Source organism: Rothia halotolerans, from assembly GCF_004136635.1.
In the GTDB taxonomy this organism is placed as follows: Bacteria; Actinomycetota; Actinomycetes; order Actinomycetales; family Micrococcaceae; genus Rothia; species Rothia halotolerans.
On sequence record NZ_NOIU01000001.1, the window covers coordinates 637,182 to 660,047 of the forward strand.

Below are 22,866 nucleotides of genomic sequence, written 5' to 3' on the forward strand. Positions count from 1 at the left end.
CCTTAGGCCTTGTCCTCGGCCTCGCGGCCGGAGAGCTGCAGGACCTGCTTGAACAGGCCCGAGTGGTCCAGGGCGCCGTCGCCCTGGTTGACGGTCGCCGCCACGAGCTGGGCCACGAGGGCCCCGAGCGGGATCGCGACCTGGGCCTCGCGGGCCGCGGAGGTCACGATGCCCATGTCCTTGTGGTGCAGGGCGAGGCGGAAGCCGGGGTCGAAGTTGCGGTCGAGCATCTTCTGGCCCTTCTGGTCCAGCACCTTGGAGCCGGCCAGGCCGCCGCCCAGGACCTTCAGCGCGGCGTCGGTGTCCACGCCGTAGGCCTCCAGGAACGCCACGGCCTCGCCGAGCACCTGGATGTTGGAGGCCACGATCAGCTGGTTGGCGGCCTTGACGGTCTGCCCGGAGCCCGCGGGGCCCACGCGCACGATGGTCTTGCCGACGCCGTTGAGGACCTCCTCCGCTGCGGCGAAGTCCTCCTCCGAGCCGCCGACCATGATGGACAGCACGCCGTCGATGGCGCCCTGCTCGCCGCCGGAGACCGGTGCGTCGAGGGGGCGGATGCCGGCCTCGCGGGCGGCCTCGGCCAGGCGGCCGGCGACGTCGGGGCGGATGGTGCTCGCGTCGATCCACAGCGCGCCCTGCGGGGCGTTGGCGAAGACGCCGTCCTCGCCGGTCACCACGGCCTCGACGTCCGGGGAGTCGGGGACCATGGTGATGACGACGTCGGCCCCGGCCACCGCCTCCTTGACGCTGCCGGCGCCCTTGCCGCCGGCCTCGACGAAGGCGTCGACCTTGTCCTGGCTGCGGTTGTAGCCGGTGACCTCGTGGCCCGCGGCGACGAGGTTCTTGGCCATGGGGAGACCCATGATGCCCAATCCGATGACTGCGATCTTGCTCATTGCTGACCTCTTCCTAAGATCCGTGGAGACGTGGTGGGTTAGTTGCTGGTGGCGGTGGCGCGCTGCTCGGCCGGGAGCCAGGCGAAGGGATCCTCGCCGGTGGCCTTGTACTCCAGGCCGATCCGGCCGGAGTAGCCGCCGCGCTGGGAGGCCTCGATCCACTGGGCCAGCGGCAGGTCGCCGGTGCCCGGCTCGCCGCGGCCCGGGGCGTCGGCGATCTGGATGTGGCCGAACTCGGCGGCGTGCCGGGCGATCACGGAGTCGACGTCGTCGCCGTTGACGGCCATGTGGTAGAAGTCCGCGAGCAGCTTGACGTTCTGGATGCCCTCGGCCTGCAGCTTGCCGATCACCGCGAGCGCGTCGGCCGCGGTCTTCAGCGGGTAGGCCTCGCTGCCGCTGACCGGCTCGAGGAGGACGACGCCGTCGATGCGGGCCGCGGCGCGGGCGGCGGCGGCGAGGTTCTCCAGCGCCACCTCGTCCTGCTGCTCGGCGGGGACGTCGTCGGTGCGGTTGCCGTACAGGGCGTTGAAGGCCCGGCAGCCCAGGCGCTCTCCGATGCCGACGGTGACGTCGATGTTGTCCTCGAACTCCTTGCGGCGGCTGACCCAGGAGACCAGGCCGCGCTCGCCGCCCGGCATGTCGCCGGCGAAGAAGTTCAGGCCGGTCAGGGAGATGCCCGCCGAGGTCACCGAGCGCTCGAAGTCGGCGACGTCGGCGTCGGAGGGGACCGCCTCCTGGAAGGGCCACCAGTACTCGGCCGCGTCGAAGCCCGCCTCGCGCACCGCCTGGGCGCGCTCGAGGATCGGGCGGTCGGTGAGGAGGATCGAGGCGTTGACCGTGTACGGGACGGAGGGGAAGGCGTTCATAGTGCTCACTTCCGGGTTCGCGCTGGATGGGTTCTCGGTCCCTCGGCGAAACACCCGCCGAGGCCATTGAGATTTTCCGCTTTATGGAATATCAATGTTGCTATACGGAATACTCTACGACGAGATTGTGATGAGGATCAAGCTCTTCGCCGTTGCGAGCCATCGACGAGGACCAGCCCTCCTCCCAGCGGACCAATCGGTATCGTGGGAGGGGTCCGGAGGACCGCCGTCGAGGCGGCACCGCCGGGACACGGAAAGGACCATTGATGACTGTGGAGACCAAGAGCAAAGGCGGTGCCGGCGTCCAGTCGGTCGAGCGCGTCTTCGAGCTGCTGGAGACCATCTCGAACGCCGGGGGCGAGATCTCGCTGAGCGACCTCGCCTCCGCCTCGGGACTGCCCATGCCGACGATCCACCGCCTGCTGCGGACCCTGGTCTCGCTGGGGTACGTGCGGCAGCTTCCCTCCCGGCGCTACGCGCTGGGGGCCCGGCTGATCCAGCTCGGCGAGACCGCCGGCCGCCAGCTCGGCTCCGCCGCGCGCGGCGAGCTCGCCGCGCTGGTGGACGACCTGGGCGAGACCGCCAACATGGCGGTGCTCGACGGCGACATGATCGTCTACGTCGCCCAGCGCCCCTCCCCGCACCCGATGCGCATGTTCACCGAGGTGGGCCGCCGGGCGCACACGCACGCCACCGGCGTCGGCAAGGCGATCCTGGCGCAGCTGCCCGACCAGGAGGTCCTGCGGATCGTCTCCAGCGCCGGCATGCCGGTGGCCACCGAGCGCAGCCACGGCACCACCGAGTCCCTGCTCGCGGACCTCTCCGAGATCCGCCGGCGGGGCTATTCGATCGACGACGGCGAGCAGGAGCTCGGCGTCCGCTGCTTCGCGGTCGCGGTCCCCGAGGCCCCCACACCCATGGCGATCTCGGTCTCGGGGCCGACGACCCGGGTGCGGGAGGACTTCGCGGACCGCGCGGTGCCCGCCCTGCAGGCCGCGGCGCGGCGCATCTCCGAGGAGCTGCAGCCGCAGTGAGCCCGGCGCCCGCTGCGATCCCCTCGCAGCGGGCGTCGGCCGCAGAGCCGACGGCGAAGCGCCGAGTCCCCGGTCGGGGGCCCGGCGCTTCTCGCGTGCGGGGAGGCGGCGGAGGGGCTAGTGCCCTCCCCCTTCTTCCCCACGCAGCGGGATCCGCTTGATCTGGCCGGTGTGGAGAGCCTCCTGGACCTTCTCCGGGGTCGCCACGGGGATCTCGTTGCCGTCCTTGTCCAGCAGCTTGCCGTTCTCGATGTAGTCGCCCTCCTGCAGGGCCGTGAGCTCGGTGGTCGAGACCATCCGCGGCGGGCCGGCCGAGAAGACCGAGGAAGCCTCGGTGTTGCCCACCTTGAAGATGTTGAACACGATGTTCAGCAAGATCGCCATGATCGCGGCCGAGCTGATGCCCGAGTGGAAGATCGTGGCGAACCACTCCGGGAAGCTGTCCCAGATCGTGGGGGTCACGATCGGCAGCAGGCCGAAGCCGAGGGAGACCGCGACGATCACCATGTTCAGGTTGTTCTCGTACTTGACCTTGGCCAGGGTCCGGATGCCGCTGACCGCGACCGTGCCGAACAGGACGATGCCCGCGCCACCCAGGACGGGGTAGGGGATCGAGCCGACCACCCGGCCGATGATCGGGAACAGGCCCAGCACCAGCATGATCACGCCGCCGGCGGCGACCACGAAGCGGCTGCGCACGCCGGTGATGGCCACCAGCCCCACGTTCTGCGCGAAGGCGCTCTGCGTGAAGCCGTTGAACACCGGCGCGACCACCGAGGCCAGCATGTCGGCCCGCAGGCCGTCGGCCACGCGGCGGGAGTTCACCTTGGTCTTGGAGATCTCCCCCACGGCCAGGATGTCCGCGGTCGTCTCGGTCATGATCACCAGCACCACGATGATCATGGAGATGGTGCCGGCGATGTGGAGGGTCGGCATGCCGAACGCGAAGGGCTCGGGGAAGGCCACGACCGAGCCCTCGCCGACCCCGGAGAAGTCGGCCATCCCGATCAGCGCGGCGAGGATCGTCCCGAGGACGATGCCCAGCAGGATCGACAGTCGGGAGATCGCCGCGCTGCCCACCTTGGAGAGCACGAGCACGATGAGCAGGGTCAGGCCGGCCAGCCCGACGTTGGCCATGCTGCCGTACTCCGGCGAGTCGGCGTTGTTCCCCATGATCCAGTTGCCCGCCACGGGGAGCAGCGAGAGGCCGATCGAGGTGATCACCACGCCGTTGACCACTGGTGGGAAGAAGCGGACGATCTTGGCGAAGAAGGGGGCGATGATCAGGCCGATCACCGAGGCGATCAGCACCGCCCCGAAGGCTGCCGGCAGACCCTCACCGCCGCTGACGATCGACACCAGGGTCGCCACGGAGGCGAAGGAGGTGCCCTGGACGAGCGGGAGCTGGGATCCGAAGAAGGGGACTCCGACGGTCTGCAGGAGCGTCGCGAGGCCGCCGATGAAGAGGCAGCACGCGATGAGCAGCGCGATCTGGTCGGAGGAGGCGCCGGCGGCGTTGCCGACGATGATGGGCGGGGCGATGATCCCGCCGTACATGGTGAGGACGTGCTGCATCCCGTAGCCGAAAGACTTGCCGATGGGAAGCCGCTCATCCTCGGGGCGGGCGGGCACAGCGACGCCCTTCTTATGCTTGGTGGTGCGAGCAGAGCTCATGGGGAACCTCCTGAGCGGCCGGCGGGCGGGTGACGTGGGCACCCGCCCGCCGGCCTACGAATGGGTCAGCAGAAGCCCGGGATCAGTTCCCAGACGGCGGCGGCGTCGTCGGCGTCCTCGCGGCGGACGGTCGCCTCGATGAAGCCGTACGGCCGATCGTCGGCGTGGAAGACCACATTGGGGTTGTCCAGCCCGCAGAACGACAGGTCGATGACGAAGTGGTGGTTGTTCGGCAGGGACAGCTTGATCTCGGCGATCTCGGGGTGCGCCTCCAGCACCGCCTTGCCCATCTCGAACATGGTCTGCTGCAGGGCCGAGGAGTACTTCTCCCCGAACTTCGCCAGCAGGATGGAGGTGACGTCGTCGTACACGGCGTTGAAGTCGACGCCGGAGGTGTCGGCGAAGCGCCAGCGGGCCTTGACGTCGGTGGCCATGATCCGGTCGTCGGTCTCGGCCAGGGTGGTGTACTTGTCCTTGGGGTAGCCCTCGAAGCCCGACTGGGTGGTCTTGAGGACCGTCAGCTCCTGGACGCCGGAGACCACGGTGCGGCGGTCCCCGTCGGCAACGACGACGGCCGTGCGCACCTCACGGTTGCTGCGCACGAAGGAGTGGTCGTGGTCGTTGATGCGCTCCCAGCCGTACTGCTCGGCCTCCCAGCGGCCGCCGGAGACCCAGTCGAACTCGCTGGTGAAGTGGTCGGCCAGCCGCAGGAGGAAGTCCTCGGGCGAGCCGACGCCCTCGCGGGCGAAGGCGTAGACGGTGTTCTTCTGCGTATCGGTGGGAACGACGTGCTCGTTGTTGCCCTCCGTGTGCGCGGTGAGGAAGTCGCCGTGCAGCTGGGAGGAGACGTTGAGGTCCTCGATCGAGTGGCGGTCGGTGTCCCTGCTGACACGGACGACGCGGACCTCGGCCTTGCCGTACTGGTTCTGGCCCAGGACGATCTTGCTGCTCGAGAGGTTGGTGTCGATGGACATGGGTTTAGCTCCCTCGGTAAGTGGAATATGCGAACGGACTGATGAGCAGCGGTACGTGGTAGTGCTGCTCAGGATTCCGCAGGGAAAAGGCGAGCGTCACGAAGGGGAAGAACGATTCGACGCCCTCCCGTTCGAAGTACTCGCCCGTGGCGAATTCGATGCGGTAGTCCCCCGCATCGGACTTTTCGGGGCCGAGGTTCTTGACCCGGCCGTCCGCATCCGTCGTTCCGCTGCCGATTTCCGTCCAGCCCTCGGCCCCGCGGGCCTCGAGCCGGACGCTCACACCCTCCGCGGGCTTCCCCGCGGCGGTGTCGAGAATGTGGGTGGTGATGTGACTGACGGTCATGGCGTCACGATTCCTTCCAGGCGCAGCACGGCGATCTGACGCAGCTGGTCCGCGATCACCGGCAGTTCTTCTTCTTCGGTGTGATCCAGGCGCCGGTTCAGCTCCCCGAGGATCTCCTCCGCGTCGCGCCCGGCGGCGCGGATCAGGAAGACCCGGCCGAACCTCTCCTCGTAGGTGAGGTTGCCGGCGCGCAGGCGCTCGGTGACGGAGTCGTCGATCCCCACGCCCGCCTGCTCGGAGCGGGACAGGGAGGCCTCGGCGCTGCCCCCCTCGGCGCGCTGGCCGATGCGGGGGTGGTGGGCGAGGGCGGCGTCGACCTCGTCCGCGGTGAACGGGCTCGCGGCCTCGCGGGCCGTCTCGAGGAGCTGCTCGACCGAGGCGTAGGGGCGGCGCTCGACGACGCCCGCGACCCAGCGGTCGATGTCGACGCAGGGACGCACGACGGCGTCGGCCTCCCCGGCGTCGAGTCCGTTGAACTCCTCGAGCTGCATGAATCCTCCTGGATCGTCATGTGGATCGTCCTGGCGGGCCGCTTCCGGCCCCGGTGGAACCTGACCCCTCGAACCGGGTCACGTTTTCCGATATGTGGAAAACGAATTCCATGATCCGATTGTAGTGTGAGTCACATGCCTGCTGTCAAGAGGATATCGAACGGGAGTTTCAGGGACGTGTCGGCGATGTTTCAGATGTTTCAGCCACGAGGACCTCAGCCCCGCCCCAGGAAGGGCATCCCCGTGGCGGTGAGCACCATCGAGTCGACGGTGCACCCGGCCGGCAGCGAGGCCATGAACACGATGGCCCGGGCCGCCTCCGCGACGGGGAACGTGGGCTCCACGCGCAGACTCCCGTCCGCCTGCCGCGCACCGCTGGAGGTCCCCAGCCCCTCGGTGATCTCGGTGGCGGTGTTGCCGATGTCGATCTGCCCCACGCTGATGCCCGCCTCGCGCCCGTCGAGGGAGAGGCTCTTGGTCAGGCCCGTCATGGCGTGCTTGGTCGCGGTGTAGGCGGCGCTGAGCGGGCGCGGGCTGTGCGCGGAGATCGAGCCGTTGTTGATGATGCGCCCTCCGCGGGGCTCCTGGGCGCGCATGCGGGCGAAGGCGGCCCGCGCGCACAGCATCGCGCCGGTCAGGTTGACCTCGAGCACCTCGCGCCACTGATCGGGGTCCAGCTCGTCGGGCCGCACGGTGGGGCCGAAGGTGCCGGCGTTGTTCACCAGCAGGTCCACCCGGCCCCAGCGCCCGACGGCGGCGTCGAACAGCGCCTCGACCTGCTCCGCGTCGGCGACGTCGGCGGGGAGCACCAGCGCACCCTCGCGTCCCGCGGCGCTCTCCTCGAGGGGCTCGCGACGCCGTCCGGCCAGCGCGACCCGCCACCCCTCGTCGAGCAGCGCGCGGGCCGTCGCCCGCCCGATCCCGCTGCCGGCTCCCGTCACCACGGCGACTCGCTCCATGTTCCGTCCTCTCCTCCGGCGTCACGTCCGCCGGTACCCTTGAAATTTCATTGATCAGAATATAATATCCGTATTGTGGAAACGAGGCATGAGTCACACGGCTCGCCTCCCCATTATCCAACGCGTTGCTCCAGGAGGTACGCCATGACCACGACCGAACAGCCGACCGGCGAGAAGGCACCCGCCGCCGCGACCAGCCCGGGTTACGCCATCACCCTGCGCATCGAGTGCTCGTCCACCGGCGGCGCGACCCGCGCCCTGACCGCCGCGGTCGGCGAGGCCGGCGCGGACCTGACCGCGCTCGACGTCGTCGAGTCGACCCACGACAGCATGACCGTGGACCTCAGCTGCAACACCGCCGACGAGGCGCACGCGAAGCGCGTGGCCGAGCTCATCGAGGGCATCGAGGGCGCCCACGTGCACAAGCGCAGCGACCGCACCTTCCTCATGCACCTGGGCGGCAAGCTCTCCGTCGAGCCCAAGGTCCCTCTGCGCAACCGCGACGACCTCTCCCGGGCTTACACCCCCGGCGTCGCCCGGGTGTGCATGGCGATCGCGGAGAACCCCGAGGACGCCCGCCGCCTGACGGTCAAGCGCAACACCGTGGCCGTGGTGACCGACGGCTCCGCCGTGCTGGGCCTGGGCAACATCGGCCCGGCCGCCGCGCTGCCGGTGATGGAGGGCAAGGCCGCCCTCTTCAAGCAGTTCGCCGACGTCGACGCCTGGCCGGTCTGCCTGGACACCCAGGACACCGAGGAGATCATCAACATCGTCAAGGCGATGGCGCCGGTCTACGGCGGGGTGAACCTCGAGGACATCGCGGCCCCGCGCTGCTTCGAGATCGAGAAGCGCCTGCGCGAGGAGCTGGACATCCCCGTCTTCCACGACGACCAGCACGGCACCGCGATCGTCGCCCTCGCCGCGCTGCTCAACGCCCTCAAGGTCGTGGGCAAGAGGATCGAGGACGTGCGCATCGTGCTCTCGGGCGTGGGCGCCGCCGGCCACGCCATCATCAACCTCCTGCAGGCCCAGGGCGCGAAGGACATCGTCGCCTGCGCCCGCAACGGCGCCCTGCACAGCGGGGAGCACTACGACGACGCCCACCGCGAGTGGATCGCCCAGAACACCAACCCCTCGGGCTTCTCCGGCTCGCTCAAGGAGGCCGTGCGCGGCTCGGACGTCTTCATCGGCGTCAGCGCCCCGAACCTGCTGGACGAGGAGGACGTCGCGGCGATGAACGAGGGCGCGATCGTCTTCGCGATGGCCAACCCGAACCCGGAGATCCTGCCCTCCGTGGCGGCCAAGCACGCCGCCGTCGTCGCGACCGGCCGCAGCGACTTCCCGAACCAGATCAACAACGTCCTGGCCTTTCCCGGCCTGTTCCGCGGCCTGCTCGACGCCGGCGCCCGGGACATCGAGGACTCGATGCTGGTCGCCGCCGCGCGGGCCATCGCCGAGAGCGTGAGCGAGGACGAGCTGAACCCGAACTACATCGTCCCCAGCGTCTTCAACCCCGAGGTCGCGCACCGCGTGGCGGAGGCCGTGGAGGCCTCGGCGCGGGCGCACTCTTAGGACAACGCAGAACAACTACCCAAGGAGAGTCGCATGACGATCGAGATCACCGACCGGACCCCCGTGGAGCGCGCCGGGGAGATCCTGACCGACGACGCCCTCGCGTTCGTCGAGAACCTGCACCGGCGCTTCGCCCCCCGCCGCGCCGAGCTGCTGGAGAAGCGGGCCGAGCAGCGCCAGCGGGTCGCCGACTCGGGCCGGCTCGACTTCGACCCCGAGACCCGCGAGGTCCGCGAGGGCGACTGGAAGGTCGCCCCGGTCCCCGCCGCCCTGCAGGACCGCCGCGTCGAGATGACCGGCCCCGCGACCCCGGCCAAGATGGCCATCAACGCGCTGAACTCCGGGGCCAAGGTGTGGCTCGCGGACCTCGAGGACGCCAGCTGCCCCACCTGGGGCAACGTCATCGACTCCGTGCTGAACCTGCGCGATGCCGCCCGCGGCACGCTGTCCTTCACCTCGCCGGAGGGGAAGAGCTACAGCCTGCGCACCGACGTGCCGCTGGCGACCGTCGTCGCCCGCCCCCGCGGCTGGCACATGGACGAGCAGCACCTGCTCATCGACGGCACGCCCGCCGTGGGCGCCCTGGTCGACTTCGGCCTGCACTTCTTCCACCTCGCGCAGCAGCTGATCGACAACGGCGAGGGGCCCTACTACTACCTGCCGAAGATGGAGAGCTACCTCGAGCCGCGCCTGTGGGCCGAGGTCTTCTCCGCCGCCGAGGAGTCGCTGGGGATCGAGCACGGGACCATCCGCGCGACGATGCTCATCGAGACCATCCCCGCGGCCTTCCAGATGGAGGAGTTCCTCTACGAGCTGCGCGAGTACGCCGCCGGCCTCAACGCCGGGCGCTGGGACTACCTGTTCAGCATCATCAAGTACTTCCGCGACTCCGGCGACCGCTTCGTGCTCGCCGACCGCTCCTCGGTGACCATGACGGCCCCGCTGATGCGCGCCTACACCGAGCTGCTGGTCAAGACCTGCCACCGGCGCGGGGCGCACGCGATGGGCGGCATGGCGGCCTTCATCCCCTCCCGCAAGGACGAGGAGGTCAACCGGGCGGCCTTCGAGAAGGTGCGCAACGACAAGACCCGCGAGGCCAACGACGGCTTCGACGGCTCCTGGGTGGCCCACCCCGACCTCGTGCCCGTCTGCCAGGAGGTCTTCGACGGCGTCCTGGGCGAGAAGCCCAACCAGGTGGACCGCCTGCGCGAGGAGGTCGAGGTCACCGCCGAGCAGCTGATCGACGTCCCCTCGGCCGGCGATCAGCGCACCGAGGCCGAGCTGCACAGCAACCTGTACGTGGCCATCGCCTACACCGCGGTCTGGATCTCCGGCAACGGCGCCGTCGCCATCCACAACCTGATGGAGGACGCCGCCACCGCGGAGATCTCCCGCTCCCAGATCTGGCAGCAGATCCAGAACGGCGTGGTCTACACCGACACCGGCAACACCGCGACCCGGGAGCTGGTGACCGAGGCGCTGGAGACCCAGAAGGAGAAGCTGCGCGGCGAGGTCGGCGACGAGCTCTACACCCGCTACTACGAGCCCGCCGCGGGCATCGTGGCGGACCTGGCGCTTTCGGACGACTACGCGGACTTCCTGACCACCCCCGCCTACGAGTGGGTGGTCGCCGATGGCCGCTGAGACCAGCCCGGTCGCCCCGGCCCTCGACGACGCGCTGTACGGCGAGCTGGACTCCCGCCTGGCCGGGACCGACGCCGCGCTGACGGACCGCTACCCCGGCGAGGCCGGGGACCGCCAGCCCGTGCACACCGTCTACGTGCGGGCCGACCGCTACGAGGAGGGCCTCGCGGCCGACTGGGGCCGGCAGGCCCTGGACCTCGCGGCCGAGCACGGCGGGCTGCGCGAGCTGTGCCGCGTCGTCGGCGTCGAGGACGAGCTCGCCGAGCGGATCGCCCCGCTCGTCGAGGCCAAGCTGCGCGAGGAGCCCATCGAGGACCTGCGCATCGACTTCGAGGACGGCCTCGGGGCCCAGCCCGACGACGTCGAGGACCGCCTCGCCGTCGAGTCCGCGCGGCTGCTGGCCCGCGAGATCGCCGAGGGCTCCGCGACCCCGTTCGCGGGCCTGCGGTTCAAGTGCCTCGAGGAGGACACCCGACGGCGCGGCCTGCGCTCCCTGGACCTGTTCCTCGGCGCGCTGATCGCCGCGGGCGGCCTGACCGAGGGGCTGATCATCACGCTGCCCAAGGTCAGCACCGTGGAGCAGGTCGAGGCCATGGTGGCCGTCTGCGAGCGCCTGGAGCGCGCGCACGGCCTCGAGCCGGGCCGGCTGCGCTTCGAGGTGCAGGTCGAGACCCCCCAGCTGATCCTGGGGGCCGAGGGCACCGTGCCGGTGGCGGCGATGCTGCACCGCGCGGACCGCCGGATCACGGCCCTGCACTACGGGACCTACGACTACAGCGCCTCGCTGCAGATCGCGGCCCAGTACCAGTCGATGGAGCACCCGGGCGCCGACTTCGCCAAGTCGGTGATGCAGGTGGCGGTCGCCGGCACGGGAGTGACCCTCTCGGACGGATCCACCAACATCCTGCCGATCGGCTCGGACGAGGACGTGCACGCCGCCTGGCGGCTGCACGCCCGGCTGGTCGGCCGCAGCCTGGAGCGCGGCTACTACCAGGGCTGGGACCTGCACTGGGCCCAGCTGCCGACCCGGTACATCGCGACCTACGCGTTCTACCGCCGCGGGTTCGACGCCGCCGCCCTGCGGCTGCGCAACTACGTGTACGGCACCGGCGGCGCGATCCTGGACGAGCCGGCGACGGCGCGCGCCCTCGCCCGCTTCATCCAGCGCGGGCACGCCTGCGGGGCGCTCTCCGCGGAGGAGATCACGGACTCCTGCGGGCTGGACCCCGCTACGGTGGCCGCGATCGCCCGGCCGCACTCGGAGACCCGGCCGCTCGGGGACTCCCCCGAGCCCCCCGCCTCCACGAGCTGATCGTGCGGGGCGGCCGGCGGACATCCGCCGGCCGCCCCGCCTCAGGCTCCCCCACCCTCTTCTCTTCCCCACCACCCAGCACGTCCTCCTCCCCCGGCGGGAGCGGGGCGGGCCCCGATTCACCAAGGACGTTGAACCATGGCTTACTACAACCCCCGCGGCGGGTTGCCCCCGCAGACCCAGATCACCACCGACCGTGCGATGTTCACCGAGTCGTACGCGGTCATCCCCAAGGGCGTCTTCAGCGACATCGTCACCAGCCTCCTGCCGGGCTGGGACTCGACCCGCCTCTGGGTCATCGCGCGCCCACTGAGCGGCTTCGCCGAGACCTTCTCCCAGTACATCGTCGAGGTCGGCCCGGGCGGTGGCAGCGACGATCCCGAGACCGAGCCGGGCACCGAGTCGGTGCTCTTCGTGACCGGCGGCTCCGTGAAGGTGACCATCGACGGCGAGGCGCACGCGCTGACCGAGGGCGGCTACGCCTTCATCCCGCCGTCGTCGACCTGGAGCCTGCGCAACGACTCCGGCGACCTCGCGACCTTCCACTGGATCCGCAAGGCGTACCAGCCCGCCCCCGGCATCGACGAGCCCCAGCCCGTGGTGACCAACGAGAAGGACGTCGCCCCGACGCCCATGCCCGACTGCGACGGCGCCTGGTCCACCACGCGCTTCGTCGACCCGGCCGACCTCTCCCACGACATGCACGTGACGGTCGTGACCTTCGAGCCGGGCGGGGCCATCCCCTTCGCCGAGACCCACGTGATGGAGCACGGCCTCTACGTGCTGGAGGGCAAGGCCGTGTACCGGCTCAACCAGGATTGGGTCGAGGTGGAGGCCGGCGACTTCATGTGGCTGCGCGCCTTCTGCCCCCAGGCCTGCTACGCCGGCGGCCCCGGCAAGTTCCGCTACCTGCTGTACAAGGACGTCAACCGGCACATGCCGCTGACCCTGAACCGCTGAGCGGCGGCCTCGGACGGCGCCGGCGCCGCCCGAGGCCTTGCGTCCCTTCCGCGCGCGGGCCCTCCTCGGGGCCCGTACGACGGGTCAGTGGCCGGGTCTCCTCCGCAGGCGAGGAGGGCCCGATGAGAGCTCCCCCGGACGATGGACGTCGTCCAGGGGAGCTCTCTGTCGTTCGGGCTCAGGGGTCAGGGGTCAGGGCTCAGGAGTTAGGGCTCAGGGCTCAGGGCTCAGGGCTCAGGGCTCAGGGCTCAGACATGATGATGGCAGACGGCAACTGGGCTGTTTCGGAGCTTTCCTTCCGAAAAATGTAGCCCTGGCGTGCTCCCCACTCTCTTCAGCGCGCGTTTTCCGGACGGATTCCTCCGAAAACCCCTAGTTGAGAGCACCTCTATGGCCAGCCTTAACCTGGCTGGCCCGACTCGGCTGATGAGGCCGCCCGGTCCGGCTCGCCCCTCTGGCCAACCGGTCCGGACAATGGCCCGTTCCCGCCGCGCCCGGAGCGCGCAAGAGCCGCCCGCACCGGAAAGGGTGAACGGGCGGCTCCCTCTGGCCTGAGGGCCGCGGCTCCCGCCGGCCAGCCTCAGGACGGGACCGGTCCCGGCGGGGACCCGGCCCGGCGGCGCGGCTCTAGGAGTCGATGCCCAGGTCCCGCCGCAGCTGCGCCACGTGGCCCTCGGCGTCGACCTGGTAGTCGGCCCGGACGAGCTTGCCGTCCTCGCCGACCACGAAGGTCGAGCGGAGCACGCCGGTGCGCTGCTCGCCGTTGATGGTCTTCTCGCCCCAGGCGCCGTAGCGCTGGGCGACCTCGGAGCCCTCGTCGGAGAGCAGGCCGTAGGTGAGCTCGTACTCCTTGGCGAAGTCCGCGAGCTTCTCCACCGGGTCCCCGGAGATCCCCAGGACGGTGTAGCCGGCGCCCTTGAGGGAGGCGAGGTTGTCCCGGAAGTCGCAGGCCTCGGTGGTGCAGCCGGGGGTGAAGGCGGCGGGGTAGAAGTAGAGGACCACCTTGCGGCCCGCGAGGTCGGCGAGCGAGGTGGTGCCACCCTCGGCGTCGGGGAGGGAGAAGTCGGGGGCGACGTCGCCCGGGGTCAGCTGAGCGGTCATGATGCTCCTTTGCGTCGAAGTCGTCCGCGGGTTCGCGGCCCTCCCATTCTGTCAGCCGCGTCACACGCCCGGCCAGGGCTTCTCAGGGGATGGAGGGCCCTCCCACGCCTCGCGGCCGCCGCTCGCGCGGGCCGGCCGGCGATCCGTACTAGAATCGACTCGGCCGCGGCGGACCCCGGCATCCCACCCCCTGAGAGTATCTACGGATTCAACGAATGACTTCTGAGAACACCGCGGCTCCGAGCCGCGCCCAGCGACCCGTGAACGGGAGGCCCCGCGGCGGGCTGGACCGCTTCTTCAAGATCAGCGAACGCGGCTCGACCATCGGCACCGAGATGCGCGGCGGCCTGGCGACCTTCTTCGCCATGAGCTACATCGTGGTCCTCAACCCGCTGATCCTGGGACTCGGCGCCGACGGGGCCGGCAACGCCCTGGGCATCGACCGGGTCGCCGCGGCGACCGCCCTGGTCTCCGGCCTGATGTCCATCCTCATGGGCGTCCTCTCCAACCACCCCTTCGCGATGGCGGCCGGACTCGGCATCAACGCCTTCCTCGCCGCGACCATCGCCACCACGCCGGGCCTCACCTGGCCCGAGCTCATGGGCCTGGTGGTGTGGGCCGGCATCGTCATGTTCCTGCTGGTGCTCACCGGTTTCCGGACGGCGGTGTTCAACGCCGTGCCGGCCTCGCTGAAGACCGCGATCGTGGTCGGCATCGGACTGTTCATCTCCTTCATCGGCTTCGTCAACGCCGGTTTCATCCGCCGCATGCCCGACGACGCCGGGACCACCGTCCCCGTCTCCTTCGGCGTCGGCGGCGAGCTGTTCGGCTGGCCGATCCTGGTGTTCCTGGTCGGCCTCTTCGTGACCATCGCGCTGATGATCCGCAACGTGCGCGGCGCGATCCTGATCGGCGTCATCATCTCCACGATCCTCTCCATCGTCATCGAGTCCGTGGCCCCCTCCGGGGCGTCCACCGAGAACCCCGCCGGCTGGTCGCTCGTGGTGCCCGGCGTGCCCGAGTCCTGGTTCGGCCTGCCCGATCTCTCGCTGATCGGTCAGTTCAGCTGGTTCGGCGCCTTCCAGTCCCTCGGCGGGATGGCCGCAACCCTCATGGTCTTCGCGATTCTGCTCTCGGTCTTCTTCGATGCGATGGGCACCTCGGTGGGCCTGGCCACCGAGGCCGGGAACATCACCAAGGACGGCAAGATCCCCGGCATCAACCGCGTGCTCGCGGTGGATGCGCTGGGCTCGGTCGCCGGCGGCGGGGCCTCGGCATCGTCCTCCCAGATCTTCGTGGAGTCCGCCACCGGCATCGGCGAGGGCGCGCGCACCGGCCTGGCGCCGGTCATCACCGGGGCGCTCTTCCTGGTCGCGACCTTCATCTCGCCGTTGGTCAACATCGTGCCCTTCGAGGCCGTGGCGCCCGCGCTGGTGATCGTCGGGTTCCTCATGGTGCGCCAGGCCGTGAACGTGGAGTGGAGCGACTGGGGCCTGGGCATCCCGGCCTTCCTGACCATCGCCATGATGCCGTTCAGCTACTCGATCGCCCACGGCATCGGCGCCGGCTTCGTCTCCTACGCCTTCATCCGCCTCGTCCAGGGGCGCGGCAAGGAGGTGCACCCGCTGATGTACGTGGTCTCGGCGGCGTTCCTGCTGTACTTCGGCATGGGCGTCATCGAGAGCTGGATGGGCTAGGGCATCCCGATGCCGAGCCCCGCGACGCACCCGCCGAGCCCGGAGAGCCGCTGCCCCTGCGGCACCGGCGAGGTCTACGGCTCCTGCTGCGGGCCGTTGCACTCAGGCGCGCGCGAGGCCCCCACGGCCGAGGCCCTGATGCGCTCGCGCTTCTGCGCCTTCGCCGTGCACGACGCCGCCTACCTCCTGCGCACCTGGCACCCCTCCACCCGCCCGGAGGAACTGGAGCTTGACGGGACGATCCTGTGGCAGCGTCTCGAGATCCTGGGCACGCAGGGCGGCCCCTTCGACGACGCCGCCCGCGTGCGCTTCGCCGCCCACTACCGCTCCCGCCCGGGCATCCCGCCCGAGGAGCGGGTCAGGGGCGTGCAGCGGGAGGACAGCCGGTTCCTCCGGGAGGACGGCCGGTGGCTCTACGTGGACGGCGTCGTGGGCTGAGGGGCCGTGCCGCGCGTCTCAGCGCCGCCAGCATCGCCCGCCGCGACCGCCAGGACATGATCGCCAGGGTCGAGGCCGCGGAGAGGATCGACGCCGCGGACGCGAAGCTTCCGATGGACAGGATCGAGCACGAGGAGCCGATGGAGCCCGCCGAGCCGAAGGACCCGATCGAGCCGATGCTCAGCGTCGAGTTCGCGGACCACAGGCTGAGCGCGCTGTTCCGCGACCCGATCGAGAGGAACGAGCCGCCGCGGCTCAGGGCCGGGTGCCGGAGGAGGCGCCCGAGGCGCCGGGAGTTCTCCATGCCCCGAATCTAGTCCCTCCGGGGCGCGGCGCCCAGGGCCAGCCGGCGGGCCCACTCCTCGTCCTTGTAGTGGGCCGGGACCGCGCCGCCGAGCAGGACACGGCCGAGTGCTGCGGCGTCGTCGTCCCCCGCCCGCGGGAGCGGGGAGTCCGAGGCCAGCAGGACGATGTTGCCGTAGCGACGGCTCTTGAGCATGGGAGGGTCGGCGATGCAGGCGACGTGCGCGAAGACCTCCCGTAGCCCCGCGATCTCAGCCCGGGCCCCGGCCAGCTCCCGGCCGTCGCCGCAGTTGGCCACGTACAGCCCGCCCGGCGCGAGCACGCGGCGGACGTGGGCGAAGAACTCCACGGTGGTCAGCGGCTCAGGCGTCACGGCCTCGGCGAAGACGTCCCGGATCACGACGTCGCGGCTGCCGTCCACGAATCCTTCCGTGACGGCCCGCGCCTCCCCCGTCCGGATCTTGACCCGCGGGGCTCGCGGGATGTCGAACTGCTCGCGGACCAGCTCGGCGAGCCGCCCGTCCAGCTCGACGACGGTGTTGCGGCTTCCCGGGTACGCATCCGCGAGGTACCGGGCCATCGAGCAGGCCCCGCCGCCCAGGTGCGTGATCCGCAGCTGCGCCGGGTCGAGGTGCGCGCCGACGAAGGACTCGATGCCGGCCGCGAACCACCGCATGTACTCGAAGGCGAGCTCGCGCGGCCGGCCGAGGACGACGTGGCTCGACTGCACGCCGTTGACCAGCACCAGCCATGCGCCGGCCTGGGAGTCGTCGGGGATCAGCTCGGCGGTGCCGGTGTCGATCGGGTAGGTGCCGGCGACGGGGACCCCCTGCGCGGACGAGGCGGCCGCCCCCGCGGTCTGCCCGCCCTTCCTCTTCTTGGCCATGGGCACCAGCGTAGTCGCCTCCGCGGCGGGGCGGCTCGGAGCGGTCCGCCGTCATGCTCCGCGGGGCCCCACCACCACGCTCCCGGCGGAAGGCCTTGCGGCGGGCGGTCGCGGTGGCAGACAGTGAGGGGAAGGACGCCGCGAGCCGCCCGCCCGCGGCGCCGCCCGGTTCCGGGCGCCCGTCCCCCGGGCGCCCCCGTTCTGAAGGAGCGACCCATGACCACGCCTTTCTCCCCCGACCAGGCCCCGCACGCCGAGGCCCTCCACGGTCTCGCGCTGACCGCGGGCGGAGGCATCGGGTACAGCACGGACCCGGTCTTCGCCTGGAACCGTTGGCCGGCCGAGGGCCGCCGGGTGTGGCTGGTCAGCGGCGGCGGGGCGGGCCACGAGCCCATGCACGCCGGGTTCCTGGGCGAGGGCGGCCTCGACGTCGCTGTGCCCGGGGAGGTCTTCACCTCTCCCCACAACGGCCAGGTCGTGGCGGCGGTGGAGCACGTCGCCGAGCCCGGGGCCGAGGTGCTGCTGATCGTCAAGAACTACACCGGCGACGTCATCAACTTCGCGATCGCCCGGGAGCGCCTCGAGGCGAAGGGGTACAGCGTCGGCACCCTGGTGGTGGACGACGACCTCGGCAGCGAGGGCGCCGAGGCCGGCCGCCGCGGGACGGGAGCGACCGTGGTGCTGGAGAAGATCCTCGGCGCCGCCGCCGACGCCGGCCAGGGCCTCGGGGAGCTGCTGGAGCTGGGCCGCCGGGTCGGGGCGCGGACCCGCTCGCTCGCCGTCGCCCGGGCGGCGCACACCCGGCCCGGCGGCGGCGAGGGCTTCGAGGTGGAGCAGGGCAGCCTCGAGTACGGCGTCGGCATCCACGGGGAGACCGCCGCGGAGACCATCGCCGACCCGGGCGTGGAGCAGCTCGTGGGCCGCATGGTCGACGAGCTGCTGGACTCCCTCGGGCACGAGGACGCCCCCGCCGGCGCCGACTACGTGGTCATGGTCAACGGACTCGGCGGCGTGAGCAACCTGGAGCTCTCCCACATCGCGGCGCAGGCCGCCGCGGCCCTGCGCGGACGCGGCGCCGAGCTCGCGAGCCTCGTCGCCGGCACCTACATCTCCGCGCTGGACATGCGCGGCTTCTCCCTGACCCTCACCGCCGCCGACGACGCCGCCTGGGTCGGCTACTGGATCGCCCCGCACGCCGCCCCCGGCCTGCCGCACCCGCGGATCGCGGAGGCCGCCGAGGACACCGGCCCCCGGTCCGCGAACACCGGCCACGAGGACGGGAAGGGCGCGTCCTCGCAGTGGCTGGACGCGCTGGCCGAGCGCTTCGAGGGCTACCGCGAGCCGCTGAACGCCCTGGACCAGCGCTCCGGGGACGGGGACATGGGCACCAACCTCTCCCACGGCGTGCGACGGGCCGCCGAGCGCGGCGCCGCGAGCCCCGACGAGGAGCTGGACGCCCTGGCGAGCGCGTTCCTCGACGAGGTCGGCGGCTCCAGCGGACCCCTGTTCGGCCTGGTCCTCTCCGAGCTCGCCCGGGCGGAGCGCAGGGGCGAGGGCGTGCGCGCCGGGCTGGAGGCGGTCCAGCGGGTCGGCGGGGCGAAGCCGGGGGACCGGACGATGCTCGACGCCCTCGCCCCGGCCGCGGAGCACGAGGAGCTCGACGCCGCGGCGGTGCGAGCCGCCGTCGAGGGCGCGGCCTCGACCAAGGACCTGCGCGGACGCCGCGGCAGGGCCAGCTACCTGGGCGAGAGGGTGCTCGGCGCGCCGGACCCGGGCGCGGTGGCCATGGCGCTGGTGCTGCACGCGGTGGCCGAGCGCGACGGCGTCGACCTCGAGGGGGTCGACGCCGCGGGACTGCTGGGCTGAGCGCCCTCAGCCCTCCGAGCCCAGCGCCTCCTCGAGCCGCTCGATCTTGCCGGTCATCTCCCCGGTGTAGCCAGGGCGGATGTCGGCCTTGAGGACCAGGGAGACGCGGGTGCCGTACTCGCCCACGGCCTCGGTGGCGCGTTTGATGACGTCCATGCACTCGTCCCACTCGCCCTCGAGCGTGGTGAACATGGAGTCGGTGCGGTGGGGCAGGCCGGATTCGCGGACGATCCGGACGGCGGCGGCGACCGCCTCGTGGACCGAGGCGTCGGCGTTCTCGCCCCCGGAGGGCGCGACGGAGAATGCGAACAACATGCCCCCAGCCTATCCACGATCCGCGGGCGGGGGCGAGAGGCATCTCTCAGCCCGTGGACCCCGCCGCCCGCCTAGACTTGGGACCGGAACCCCGCTGACACCACGATCCCGATCGCGAGGACGGCCCGCATGACCACCGGCATCTTTCTCGAAGCGCTCACTCCCCGGGCCGGCAAGGCCCTGGTCTGCCTGGGTCTCGCGGACTCCCTGATCCGCCGCGCCGACCAGGTCGGGTACTTCCGCCCGGTGCACCTGACCGACGCCGCGGAGGACGACCCGGGCATCCGGCTCATGCGCGAGGTCTTCGGACTGGACGAGGCCGCCGCCCGCGGAGGGGTCTCGATGAGTCGGTGCCGGGAGCTGCTGGCCGCGGGCGAGCAGGACGAGCTGGTCAGCACCGCTCTGGCCGTCTACTCCGAGATGAGCCAGCAGTTCGACGTCATCATCGTCGACGGCGCCGACATGCTGGGCCCCAACGCCGCGAGCGCCGAGTTCGACCTCAACGCCCGCCTGGCCAACAACATGGGCTGCTCGGTGCTGGCCGTGATCAACGGCGCCGGGGCCGAGGCACCCGAGGACATCGTGTCCTCCGTGGAGGTCACCCGCGCGGAGCTGCACGCCGCCAAGTCGGACCTGCTCGGGATCGTCGTGAACCGGGTGGACCCCGCGATCGCCGACGACGTCGCCGGCCGCATCCCGGTGGGCCGCCGCGGCGGCCAGGTCTACGTGATCCCCGAGGACACCGCGATCTCCCATCCGACGGTGGACGACGTCGTCCACGAGCTGGAGCTGGACAGCGACTTCCCGATGTCCCTGGACCGCGACATCCAGGCGGTCAAGGTCGCGGCGATGACCGTGGGCAACTTCCTGGAGCAGATGGCCGACGGCGACTTCGTCATCACCCCCGCGGACCGCTCCGACGTCGTCATGGCCACCCTGGCCTCCGCGCTCTCGCCGAGCTTCCCCGTCCCCTCCGGCCTCCTGCTCTCCGGAGACCTGGACACCAACCAGACCACCCGCGACCTGGTCGGCGCCGCGCCCTTCCCGGTGCTGCGCTCCCCCGTGGACACCTACTCGGCGGCCCAGGCGGTCGGGGCGGTGCACGGCCGGCTGCGCGCCGGGGCCCCGCGCAAGATCGCCGCGGCGCTGGGCCAGTGGTCCCGCCGCGTGGACGACAAGGAGCTGCTCGGCCGCCTCGAGCTGCCCCGCCCCGCGACCATGACCCCGCTGCGCTTCCTGCACCAGCTGATCGAGAAGGCGCGCTCGGACCGCCGCGGGATCGTCCTGCCCGAGGGCGAGGACGTCCGGGTCCTGCGCGCCGCGGAGATCATCCAGCGCCGCGACTTCTGCGAGGTCACCCTGCTGGGCCGCGAGGCGGCGGTGCGCGAGCTCGCCCAGGCCGAGGGCATCGACCTGAGCTTCTCCCCCGGCGAGGACGCCCCCGTCCACGGCAGCGTCCGGCTGATCGACCCCGCGCAGTCCCCGCTGCGGGAGTCCTACGCCGAGGAGTACGCGCGCCTGCGCTCCCACAAGGGCGTGAGCCTCGAGGACGCGCGGGAGCGCATGCTCGAGGGAGCATATTTCGGGACCATGATGGTCCAGCGCGGCGACGTCGACGGCATGGTCTCGGGCGCGGCGCATACCACCGCCAACACCATCCGCCCGGCCCTGGAGTTCGTGAAGACCAAAGAGGACGTCAAGATCGTCTCCTCGGTGTTCTTCATGCTGCTGGAGGACCGGGCTCTGGTCTACGGCGACTGCGCGGTCAACCCCAACCCCGACGCCGAGCAGCTCGCGGACATCGCCCGGGCCAGCGCGCAGACCGCGCGGGAGTTCGGCGTCGAGCCCCGGGTGGCGATGCTCTCCTACTCGACCGGCGGCTCCGGGGCCGGCGCCGACGTGGACAAGGTCCGCGAGGCCACCCGGCTGGTGCGCGAGTCGGACCCCTCCTTCGAGGTCGAGGGGCCCATCCAGTACGACGCCGCGACCAACACCTCCATCGCGGCCTCCAAGCTGCCGGAGTCGCAGGTCGCCGGGCGGGCGACCGTGTTCGTCTTCCCCGACCTGAACACCGGCAACAACACCTACAAGGCCGTGCAGCAGTCCTCCGGCGCCGTGGCGGTGGGCCCGGTGCTGCAGGGGCTGCGCAAGCCGGTCAACGACCTCTCCCGGGGCTGCACGGTGGACGACATCGTCAACACGGTCGCGATCACCGCGATCCAGGCCCAGTCGATCTGACCACCCGCTCCGCTCCCCCCGCCACACCTCCCGAAAGGCCCGGCATGCTCGTCCTCGTCATCAACTCCGGCTCCTCCTCGATCAAGTACCAGGTCCGCCAGGTGCCCTCCGGCGCCGACTCCCGGGACGCCGGGGCGGGGGAGGAGATCCTCACCAAGGGGCTGATCGAGAGCATCGGGCAGGAGGGCGCCGTCGCGGACCACTCCGAGGCCCTGGACCTGCTCGCCGGGCGGCTGGACGGCGAGCTGGATGGACGGGAGATCGACGTCGTCGGGCACCGCGTGGTCCACGGCGGCGAGCGCTTCTCCGAGCCGGTCCTGATCGACAACGAGATCGTCCGCGCGATCGAGCGCCTGGCGCCCCTGGCCCCGCTGCACAACCCGGCCGCGGCGCTGGGCATCCGCGCGATCCAGAAGAAGTGGCCGCACATGCCGCAGGTCGCGGTCTTCGACACCGCCTTCCACCGGACCCTCCCCGAGCACGCCTGGCGCTACGCCATCCCGGACGAGCTCTACCGACTGCACGGCATCCGCCGCTACGGCTTCCACGGCACGAGCCACGACTACGTCACGGGCAGGGCGGCCGAGCACCTCGGGGTGCCGCGGGAGGACTTCGACGGCATCGTCGCCCACCTCGGCAACGGCGCCTCGGTCACCGCGATCAAGGGCGGCGCCTCGGTGGACACCTCGATGGGGTACACGCCGCTGGCCGGGCTGGTCATGGGGACCCGCTCGGGCGACGTCGACCCCTCCGTGCTCACCGCCCTGATGGACGGCCCCGACGGGTACGACGCCGAGCGGATGGACCGCGTGCTCAACAACGAGTCCGGCCTGCTGGCGATCGGCGGGACCAACGACATGCGCGAGCTCGTCGATCTGGCCGAGAACGGCGACGAGAAGGCCCTGCTCGCCCTGCGGATGGCCGCCTACCGGCTGACCAAGTACATCGGCGGGTACCACGTGGTGGTCGGCGGCGCGGAGACCCTGATCTTCACCGCCGGCATCGGCGAGAACTCCGCCCCCTTCCGCCGCATGGTCCTCGAGGGCCTGGGCGCCCTCGGCGTGACCCTGGACGAGGAGGCCAACGAGGTCCGCTCGGACGAGGTCCGGGAGATCTCCGGGCCGGACTCGGCGATCACGGTGCTCGTGGTCCCCACCGACGAGGAGCGCGCGATCGCCGAGGCCTCCGTGGGGGTGCTCGAAGACCGGGGCTGAGCAGGGCGTCCCGCAGGGGCGCTGCCGAGGCCGCTCCGGGCGGGCCTCGGCAGCGCCCGGGGCGGCGACGACGTCGTGCG

At 71.3% G+C, this 22,866-nt stretch carries 21 protein-coding genes; 11 read left to right on the forward strand and 10 right to left on the reverse strand.

From position 1 onward, the window contains the following. Positions 1-2: 2 nt before the first annotated feature. Both EWV39_RS02990 and EWV39_RS02995 read right to left on the reverse strand, forming a co-directional pair. Entirely contained in the window at positions 3-977 is a 975-nt protein-coding gene (locus EWV39_RS02990; protein WP_272947826.1) for a 2-hydroxy-3-oxopropionate reductase, read from the reverse strand. Beyond that, positions 935-1,762: a hydroxypyruvate isomerase family protein gene (locus tag EWV39_RS02995; protein WP_129657345.1), complete on the reverse strand. Its 828-nt coding sequence runs from the start codon at positions 1,760-1,762 to the stop codon at positions 935-937. The genes EWV39_RS02990 and EWV39_RS02995 overlap by 43 nt, the downstream gene beginning before the upstream one ends. Positions 1,763-2,028: 266 nt before the next feature. Between EWV39_RS02995 and EWV39_RS03000 the strand changes: the two genes are divergently transcribed. Continuing rightward, complete coding sequence (locus EWV39_RS03000) at positions 2,029-2,796, forward strand: IclR family transcriptional regulator (RefSeq protein ID WP_129656790.1); 768 nt, start codon at positions 2,029-2,031, stop codon at positions 2,794-2,796. Positions 2,797-2,913: 117 nt separating this feature from the next. On the opposite strand, the gene EWV39_RS03005 is transcribed toward EWV39_RS03000, so the two are convergent. The 5 genes from EWV39_RS03005 to EWV39_RS03025 all read right to left on the reverse strand — a co-directional run bounded on the left by EWV39_RS03005 (position 2,914) and on the right by EWV39_RS03025 (position 7,240). After that, complete coding sequence (locus EWV39_RS03005) at positions 2,914-4,470, reverse strand: nucleobase:cation symporter-2 family protein (RefSeq protein ID WP_129656791.1); 1,557 nt, start codon at positions 4,468-4,470, stop codon at positions 2,914-2,916. Between the two features lie 65 nt (positions 4,471-4,535). Then, a complete protein-coding gene (gene pucL, locus EWV39_RS03010) occupies positions 4,536-5,444 on the reverse strand; it encodes a factor-independent urate hydroxylase (protein WP_129656792.1) in 909 nt (302 codons plus the stop codon). A 4-nt stretch (positions 5,445-5,448) separates the two neighbouring features. Beyond that, complete coding sequence (uraH, locus tag EWV39_RS03015; RefSeq protein WP_129656793.1) at positions 5,449-5,790, reverse strand: hydroxyisourate hydrolase; 342 nt, start codon at positions 5,788-5,790, stop codon at positions 5,449-5,451. Next, a complete protein-coding gene (uraD, locus tag EWV39_RS03020) occupies positions 5,787-6,281 on the reverse strand; it encodes a 2-oxo-4-hydroxy-4-carboxy-5-ureidoimidazoline decarboxylase (protein WP_129656794.1) in 495 nt (164 codons plus the stop codon). Before uraD ends, uraH begins: the two co-directional genes overlap by 4 nt. A 215-nt stretch (positions 6,282-6,496) precedes the next feature. After that, positions 6,497-7,240 carry an SDR family oxidoreductase gene (locus tag EWV39_RS03025; protein WP_129656795.1) on the reverse strand — a complete coding sequence of 248 codons (744 nt, stop codon included), beginning with the start codon at positions 7,238-7,240 and terminating at the stop codon, positions 6,497-6,499. Between the two features lie 144 nt (positions 7,241-7,384). On the opposite strand from EWV39_RS03025, the gene EWV39_RS03030 reads away from it, so the two are divergent. The 4 genes from EWV39_RS03030 (at position 7,385) to EWV39_RS03045 (ending at position 12,728) form a co-directional block, all read left to right on the forward strand. Further along, positions 7,385-8,812 carry an NAD-dependent malic enzyme gene (locus EWV39_RS03030; protein WP_129656796.1) on the forward strand — a complete coding sequence of 476 codons (1,428 nt, stop codon included), beginning with the start codon at positions 7,385-7,387 and terminating at the stop codon, positions 8,810-8,812. A gap of 33 nt (positions 8,813-8,845) precedes the next feature. Continuing rightward, positions 8,846-10,456, forward strand: coding sequence for a malate synthase A (aceB, locus tag EWV39_RS03035; RefSeq protein WP_129656797.1), 1,611 nt, complete (start codon positions 8,846-8,848; stop codon positions 10,454-10,456). Continuing rightward, positions 10,446-11,768, forward strand: coding sequence for a DUF6986 family protein (locus EWV39_RS03040; RefSeq protein WP_129656798.1), 1,323 nt, complete (start codon positions 10,446-10,448; stop codon positions 11,766-11,768). The genes aceB and EWV39_RS03040 overlap by 11 nt, the downstream gene beginning before the upstream one ends. Positions 11,769-11,906: 138 nt before the next feature. Next, on the forward strand, positions 11,907-12,728 hold the full coding sequence (locus tag EWV39_RS03045; RefSeq protein ID WP_129656799.1) for a bifunctional allantoicase/(S)-ureidoglycine aminohydrolase: 822 nt from the start codon (positions 11,907-11,909) through the stop codon (positions 12,726-12,728). A 627-nt stretch (positions 12,729-13,355) separates the two neighbouring features. Here EWV39_RS03045 and bcp read toward each other — a convergent pair. Continuing rightward, positions 13,356-13,829, reverse strand: a complete 474-nt coding sequence (gene bcp / locus EWV39_RS03055) for a thioredoxin-dependent thiol peroxidase (RefSeq protein ID WP_129656801.1) — start codon at positions 13,827-13,829, stop codon at positions 13,356-13,358. 215 nt (positions 13,830-14,044) lie between these two features. Between bcp and EWV39_RS03060 the strand changes: the two genes are divergently transcribed. Genes EWV39_RS03060 through EWV39_RS13770 form a run of 3 tightly spaced genes read left to right on the forward strand, consistent with a single transcriptional unit; the run spans position 14,045 to position 16,281 of the window. Continuing rightward, positions 14,045-15,526, forward strand: a complete 1,482-nt coding sequence (locus EWV39_RS03060) for an NCS2 family permease (RefSeq protein ID WP_129656802.1) — start codon at positions 14,045-14,047, stop codon at positions 15,524-15,526. A gap of 9 nt (positions 15,527-15,535) precedes the next feature. Continuing rightward, the gene (locus EWV39_RS03065; protein ID WP_129656803.1) at positions 15,536-15,964 is read left to right on the forward strand and encodes a YchJ family protein; all 429 of its coding nucleotides are present in this window, start codon (positions 15,536-15,538) and stop codon (positions 15,962-15,964) included. Beyond that, positions 15,934-16,281 carry a hypothetical protein gene (locus EWV39_RS13770; protein WP_165313107.1) on the forward strand — a complete coding sequence of 116 codons (348 nt, stop codon included), beginning with the start codon at positions 15,934-15,936 and terminating at the stop codon, positions 16,279-16,281. Before EWV39_RS03065 ends, EWV39_RS13770 begins: the two co-directional genes overlap by 31 nt. Here the strand turns inward: EWV39_RS13770 and EWV39_RS03075 are convergent. Continuing rightward, the gene (locus EWV39_RS03075) at positions 16,278-17,153 is read right to left on the reverse strand and encodes a spermidine synthase (RefSeq protein WP_129656804.1); all 876 of its coding nucleotides are present in this window, start codon (positions 17,151-17,153) and stop codon (positions 16,278-16,280) included. The genes EWV39_RS13770 and EWV39_RS03075 overlap by 4 nt on opposite strands. Positions 17,154-17,369: 216 nt before the next feature. On the opposite strand from EWV39_RS03075, the gene EWV39_RS03080 reads away from it, so the two are divergent. Continuing rightward, positions 17,370-19,019, forward strand: a complete 1,650-nt coding sequence (locus EWV39_RS03080; RefSeq protein ID WP_129656805.1) for a dihydroxyacetone kinase subunit DhaK — start codon at positions 17,370-17,372, stop codon at positions 19,017-19,019. A gap of 6 nt (positions 19,020-19,025) precedes the next feature. Here the strand turns inward: EWV39_RS03080 and EWV39_RS03085 are convergent, their stop codons facing one another. Beyond that, complete coding sequence (locus EWV39_RS03085; protein WP_129656806.1) at positions 19,026-19,334, reverse strand: thiamine-binding protein; 309 nt, start codon at positions 19,332-19,334, stop codon at positions 19,026-19,028. Between the two features lie 129 nt (positions 19,335-19,463). Between EWV39_RS03085 and pta the strand changes: the two genes are divergently transcribed. Together pta and EWV39_RS03095 are read left to right on the forward strand one after the other, a co-directional pair. Then, the gene (gene pta, locus EWV39_RS03090; RefSeq protein ID WP_129656807.1) at positions 19,464-21,572 is read left to right on the forward strand and encodes a phosphate acetyltransferase; all 2,109 of its coding nucleotides are present in this window, start codon (positions 19,464-19,466) and stop codon (positions 21,570-21,572) included. Positions 21,573-21,616: 44 nt separating this feature from the next. Continuing rightward, positions 21,617-22,786: an acetate/propionate family kinase gene (locus EWV39_RS03095; RefSeq protein WP_129656808.1), complete on the forward strand. Its 1,170-nt coding sequence runs from the start codon at positions 21,617-21,619 to the stop codon at positions 22,784-22,786. Positions 22,787-22,866: the final 80 nt, after the last annotated feature.

What these genes read in the sequence shown, in the direction of transcription:
- EWV39_RS03065 (WP_129656803.1), top strand. Translation starts at nt 15,536, where the DNA reads ATGCCGAGCCCCGCGACGCACCCGCCGAGCCCGGAGAGCCGCTGCCCC.
- bcp (WP_129656801.1), bottom strand. Translation starts at nt 13,829, where the DNA reads ATGACCGCTCAGCTGACCCCGGGCGACGTCGCCCCCGACTTCTCCCTC.
- EWV39_RS03045 (WP_129656799.1), top strand. Translation starts at nt 11,907, where the DNA reads ATGGCTTACTACAACCCCCGCGGCGGGTTGCCCCCGCAGACCCAGATC.
- EWV39_RS03030 (WP_129656796.1), top strand. Translation starts at nt 7,385, where the DNA reads ATGACCACGACCGAACAGCCGACCGGCGAGAAGGCACCCGCCGCCGCG.
- EWV39_RS03005 (WP_129656791.1), bottom strand. Translation starts at nt 4,470, where the DNA reads ATGAGCTCTGCTCGCACCACCAAGCATAAGAAGGGCGTCGCTGTGCCC.
- aceB (WP_129656797.1), top strand. Translation starts at nt 8,846, where the DNA reads ATGACGATCGAGATCACCGACCGGACCCCCGTGGAGCGCGCCGGGGAG.
- EWV39_RS03075 (WP_129656804.1), bottom strand. Translation starts at nt 17,153, where the DNA reads ATGGCCAAGAAGAGGAAGGGCGGGCAGACCGCGGGGGCGGCCGCCTCG.
- EWV39_RS03000 (WP_129656790.1), top strand. Translation starts at nt 2,029, where the DNA reads ATGACTGTGGAGACCAAGAGCAAAGGCGGTGCCGGCGTCCAGTCGGTC.
- pucL (WP_129656792.1), bottom strand. Translation starts at nt 5,444, where the DNA reads ATGTCCATCGACACCAACCTCTCGAGCAGCAAGATCGTCCTGGGCCAG.
- pta (WP_129656807.1), top strand. Translation starts at nt 19,464, where the DNA reads ATGACCACCGGCATCTTTCTCGAAGCGCTCACTCCCCGGGCCGGCAAG.
- EWV39_RS02995 (WP_129657345.1), bottom strand. Translation starts at nt 1,762, where the DNA reads ATGAACGCCTTCCCCTCCGTCCCGTACACGGTCAACGCCTCGATCCTC.
- EWV39_RS03040 (WP_129656798.1), top strand. Translation starts at nt 10,446, where the DNA reads ATGGCCGCTGAGACCAGCCCGGTCGCCCCGGCCCTCGACGACGCGCTG.
- uraH (WP_129656793.1), bottom strand. Translation starts at nt 5,790, where the DNA reads ATGACCGTCAGTCACATCACCACCCACATTCTCGACACCGCCGCGGGG.
- uraD (WP_129656794.1), bottom strand. Translation starts at nt 6,281, where the DNA reads ATGCAGCTCGAGGAGTTCAACGGACTCGACGCCGGGGAGGCCGACGCC.
- EWV39_RS03080 (WP_129656805.1), top strand. Translation starts at nt 17,370, where the DNA reads ATGACCACGCCTTTCTCCCCCGACCAGGCCCCGCACGCCGAGGCCCTC.
- EWV39_RS03060 (WP_129656802.1), top strand. Translation starts at nt 14,045, where the DNA reads ATGACTTCTGAGAACACCGCGGCTCCGAGCCGCGCCCAGCGACCCGTG.
- EWV39_RS03025 (WP_129656795.1), bottom strand. Translation starts at nt 7,240, where the DNA reads ATGGAGCGAGTCGCCGTGGTGACGGGAGCCGGCAGCGGGATCGGGCGG.
- EWV39_RS03095 (WP_129656808.1), top strand. Translation starts at nt 21,617, where the DNA reads ATGCTCGTCCTCGTCATCAACTCCGGCTCCTCCTCGATCAAGTACCAG.
- EWV39_RS03085 (WP_129656806.1), bottom strand. Translation starts at nt 19,334, where the DNA reads ATGTTGTTCGCATTCTCCGTCGCGCCCTCCGGGGGCGAGAACGCCGAC.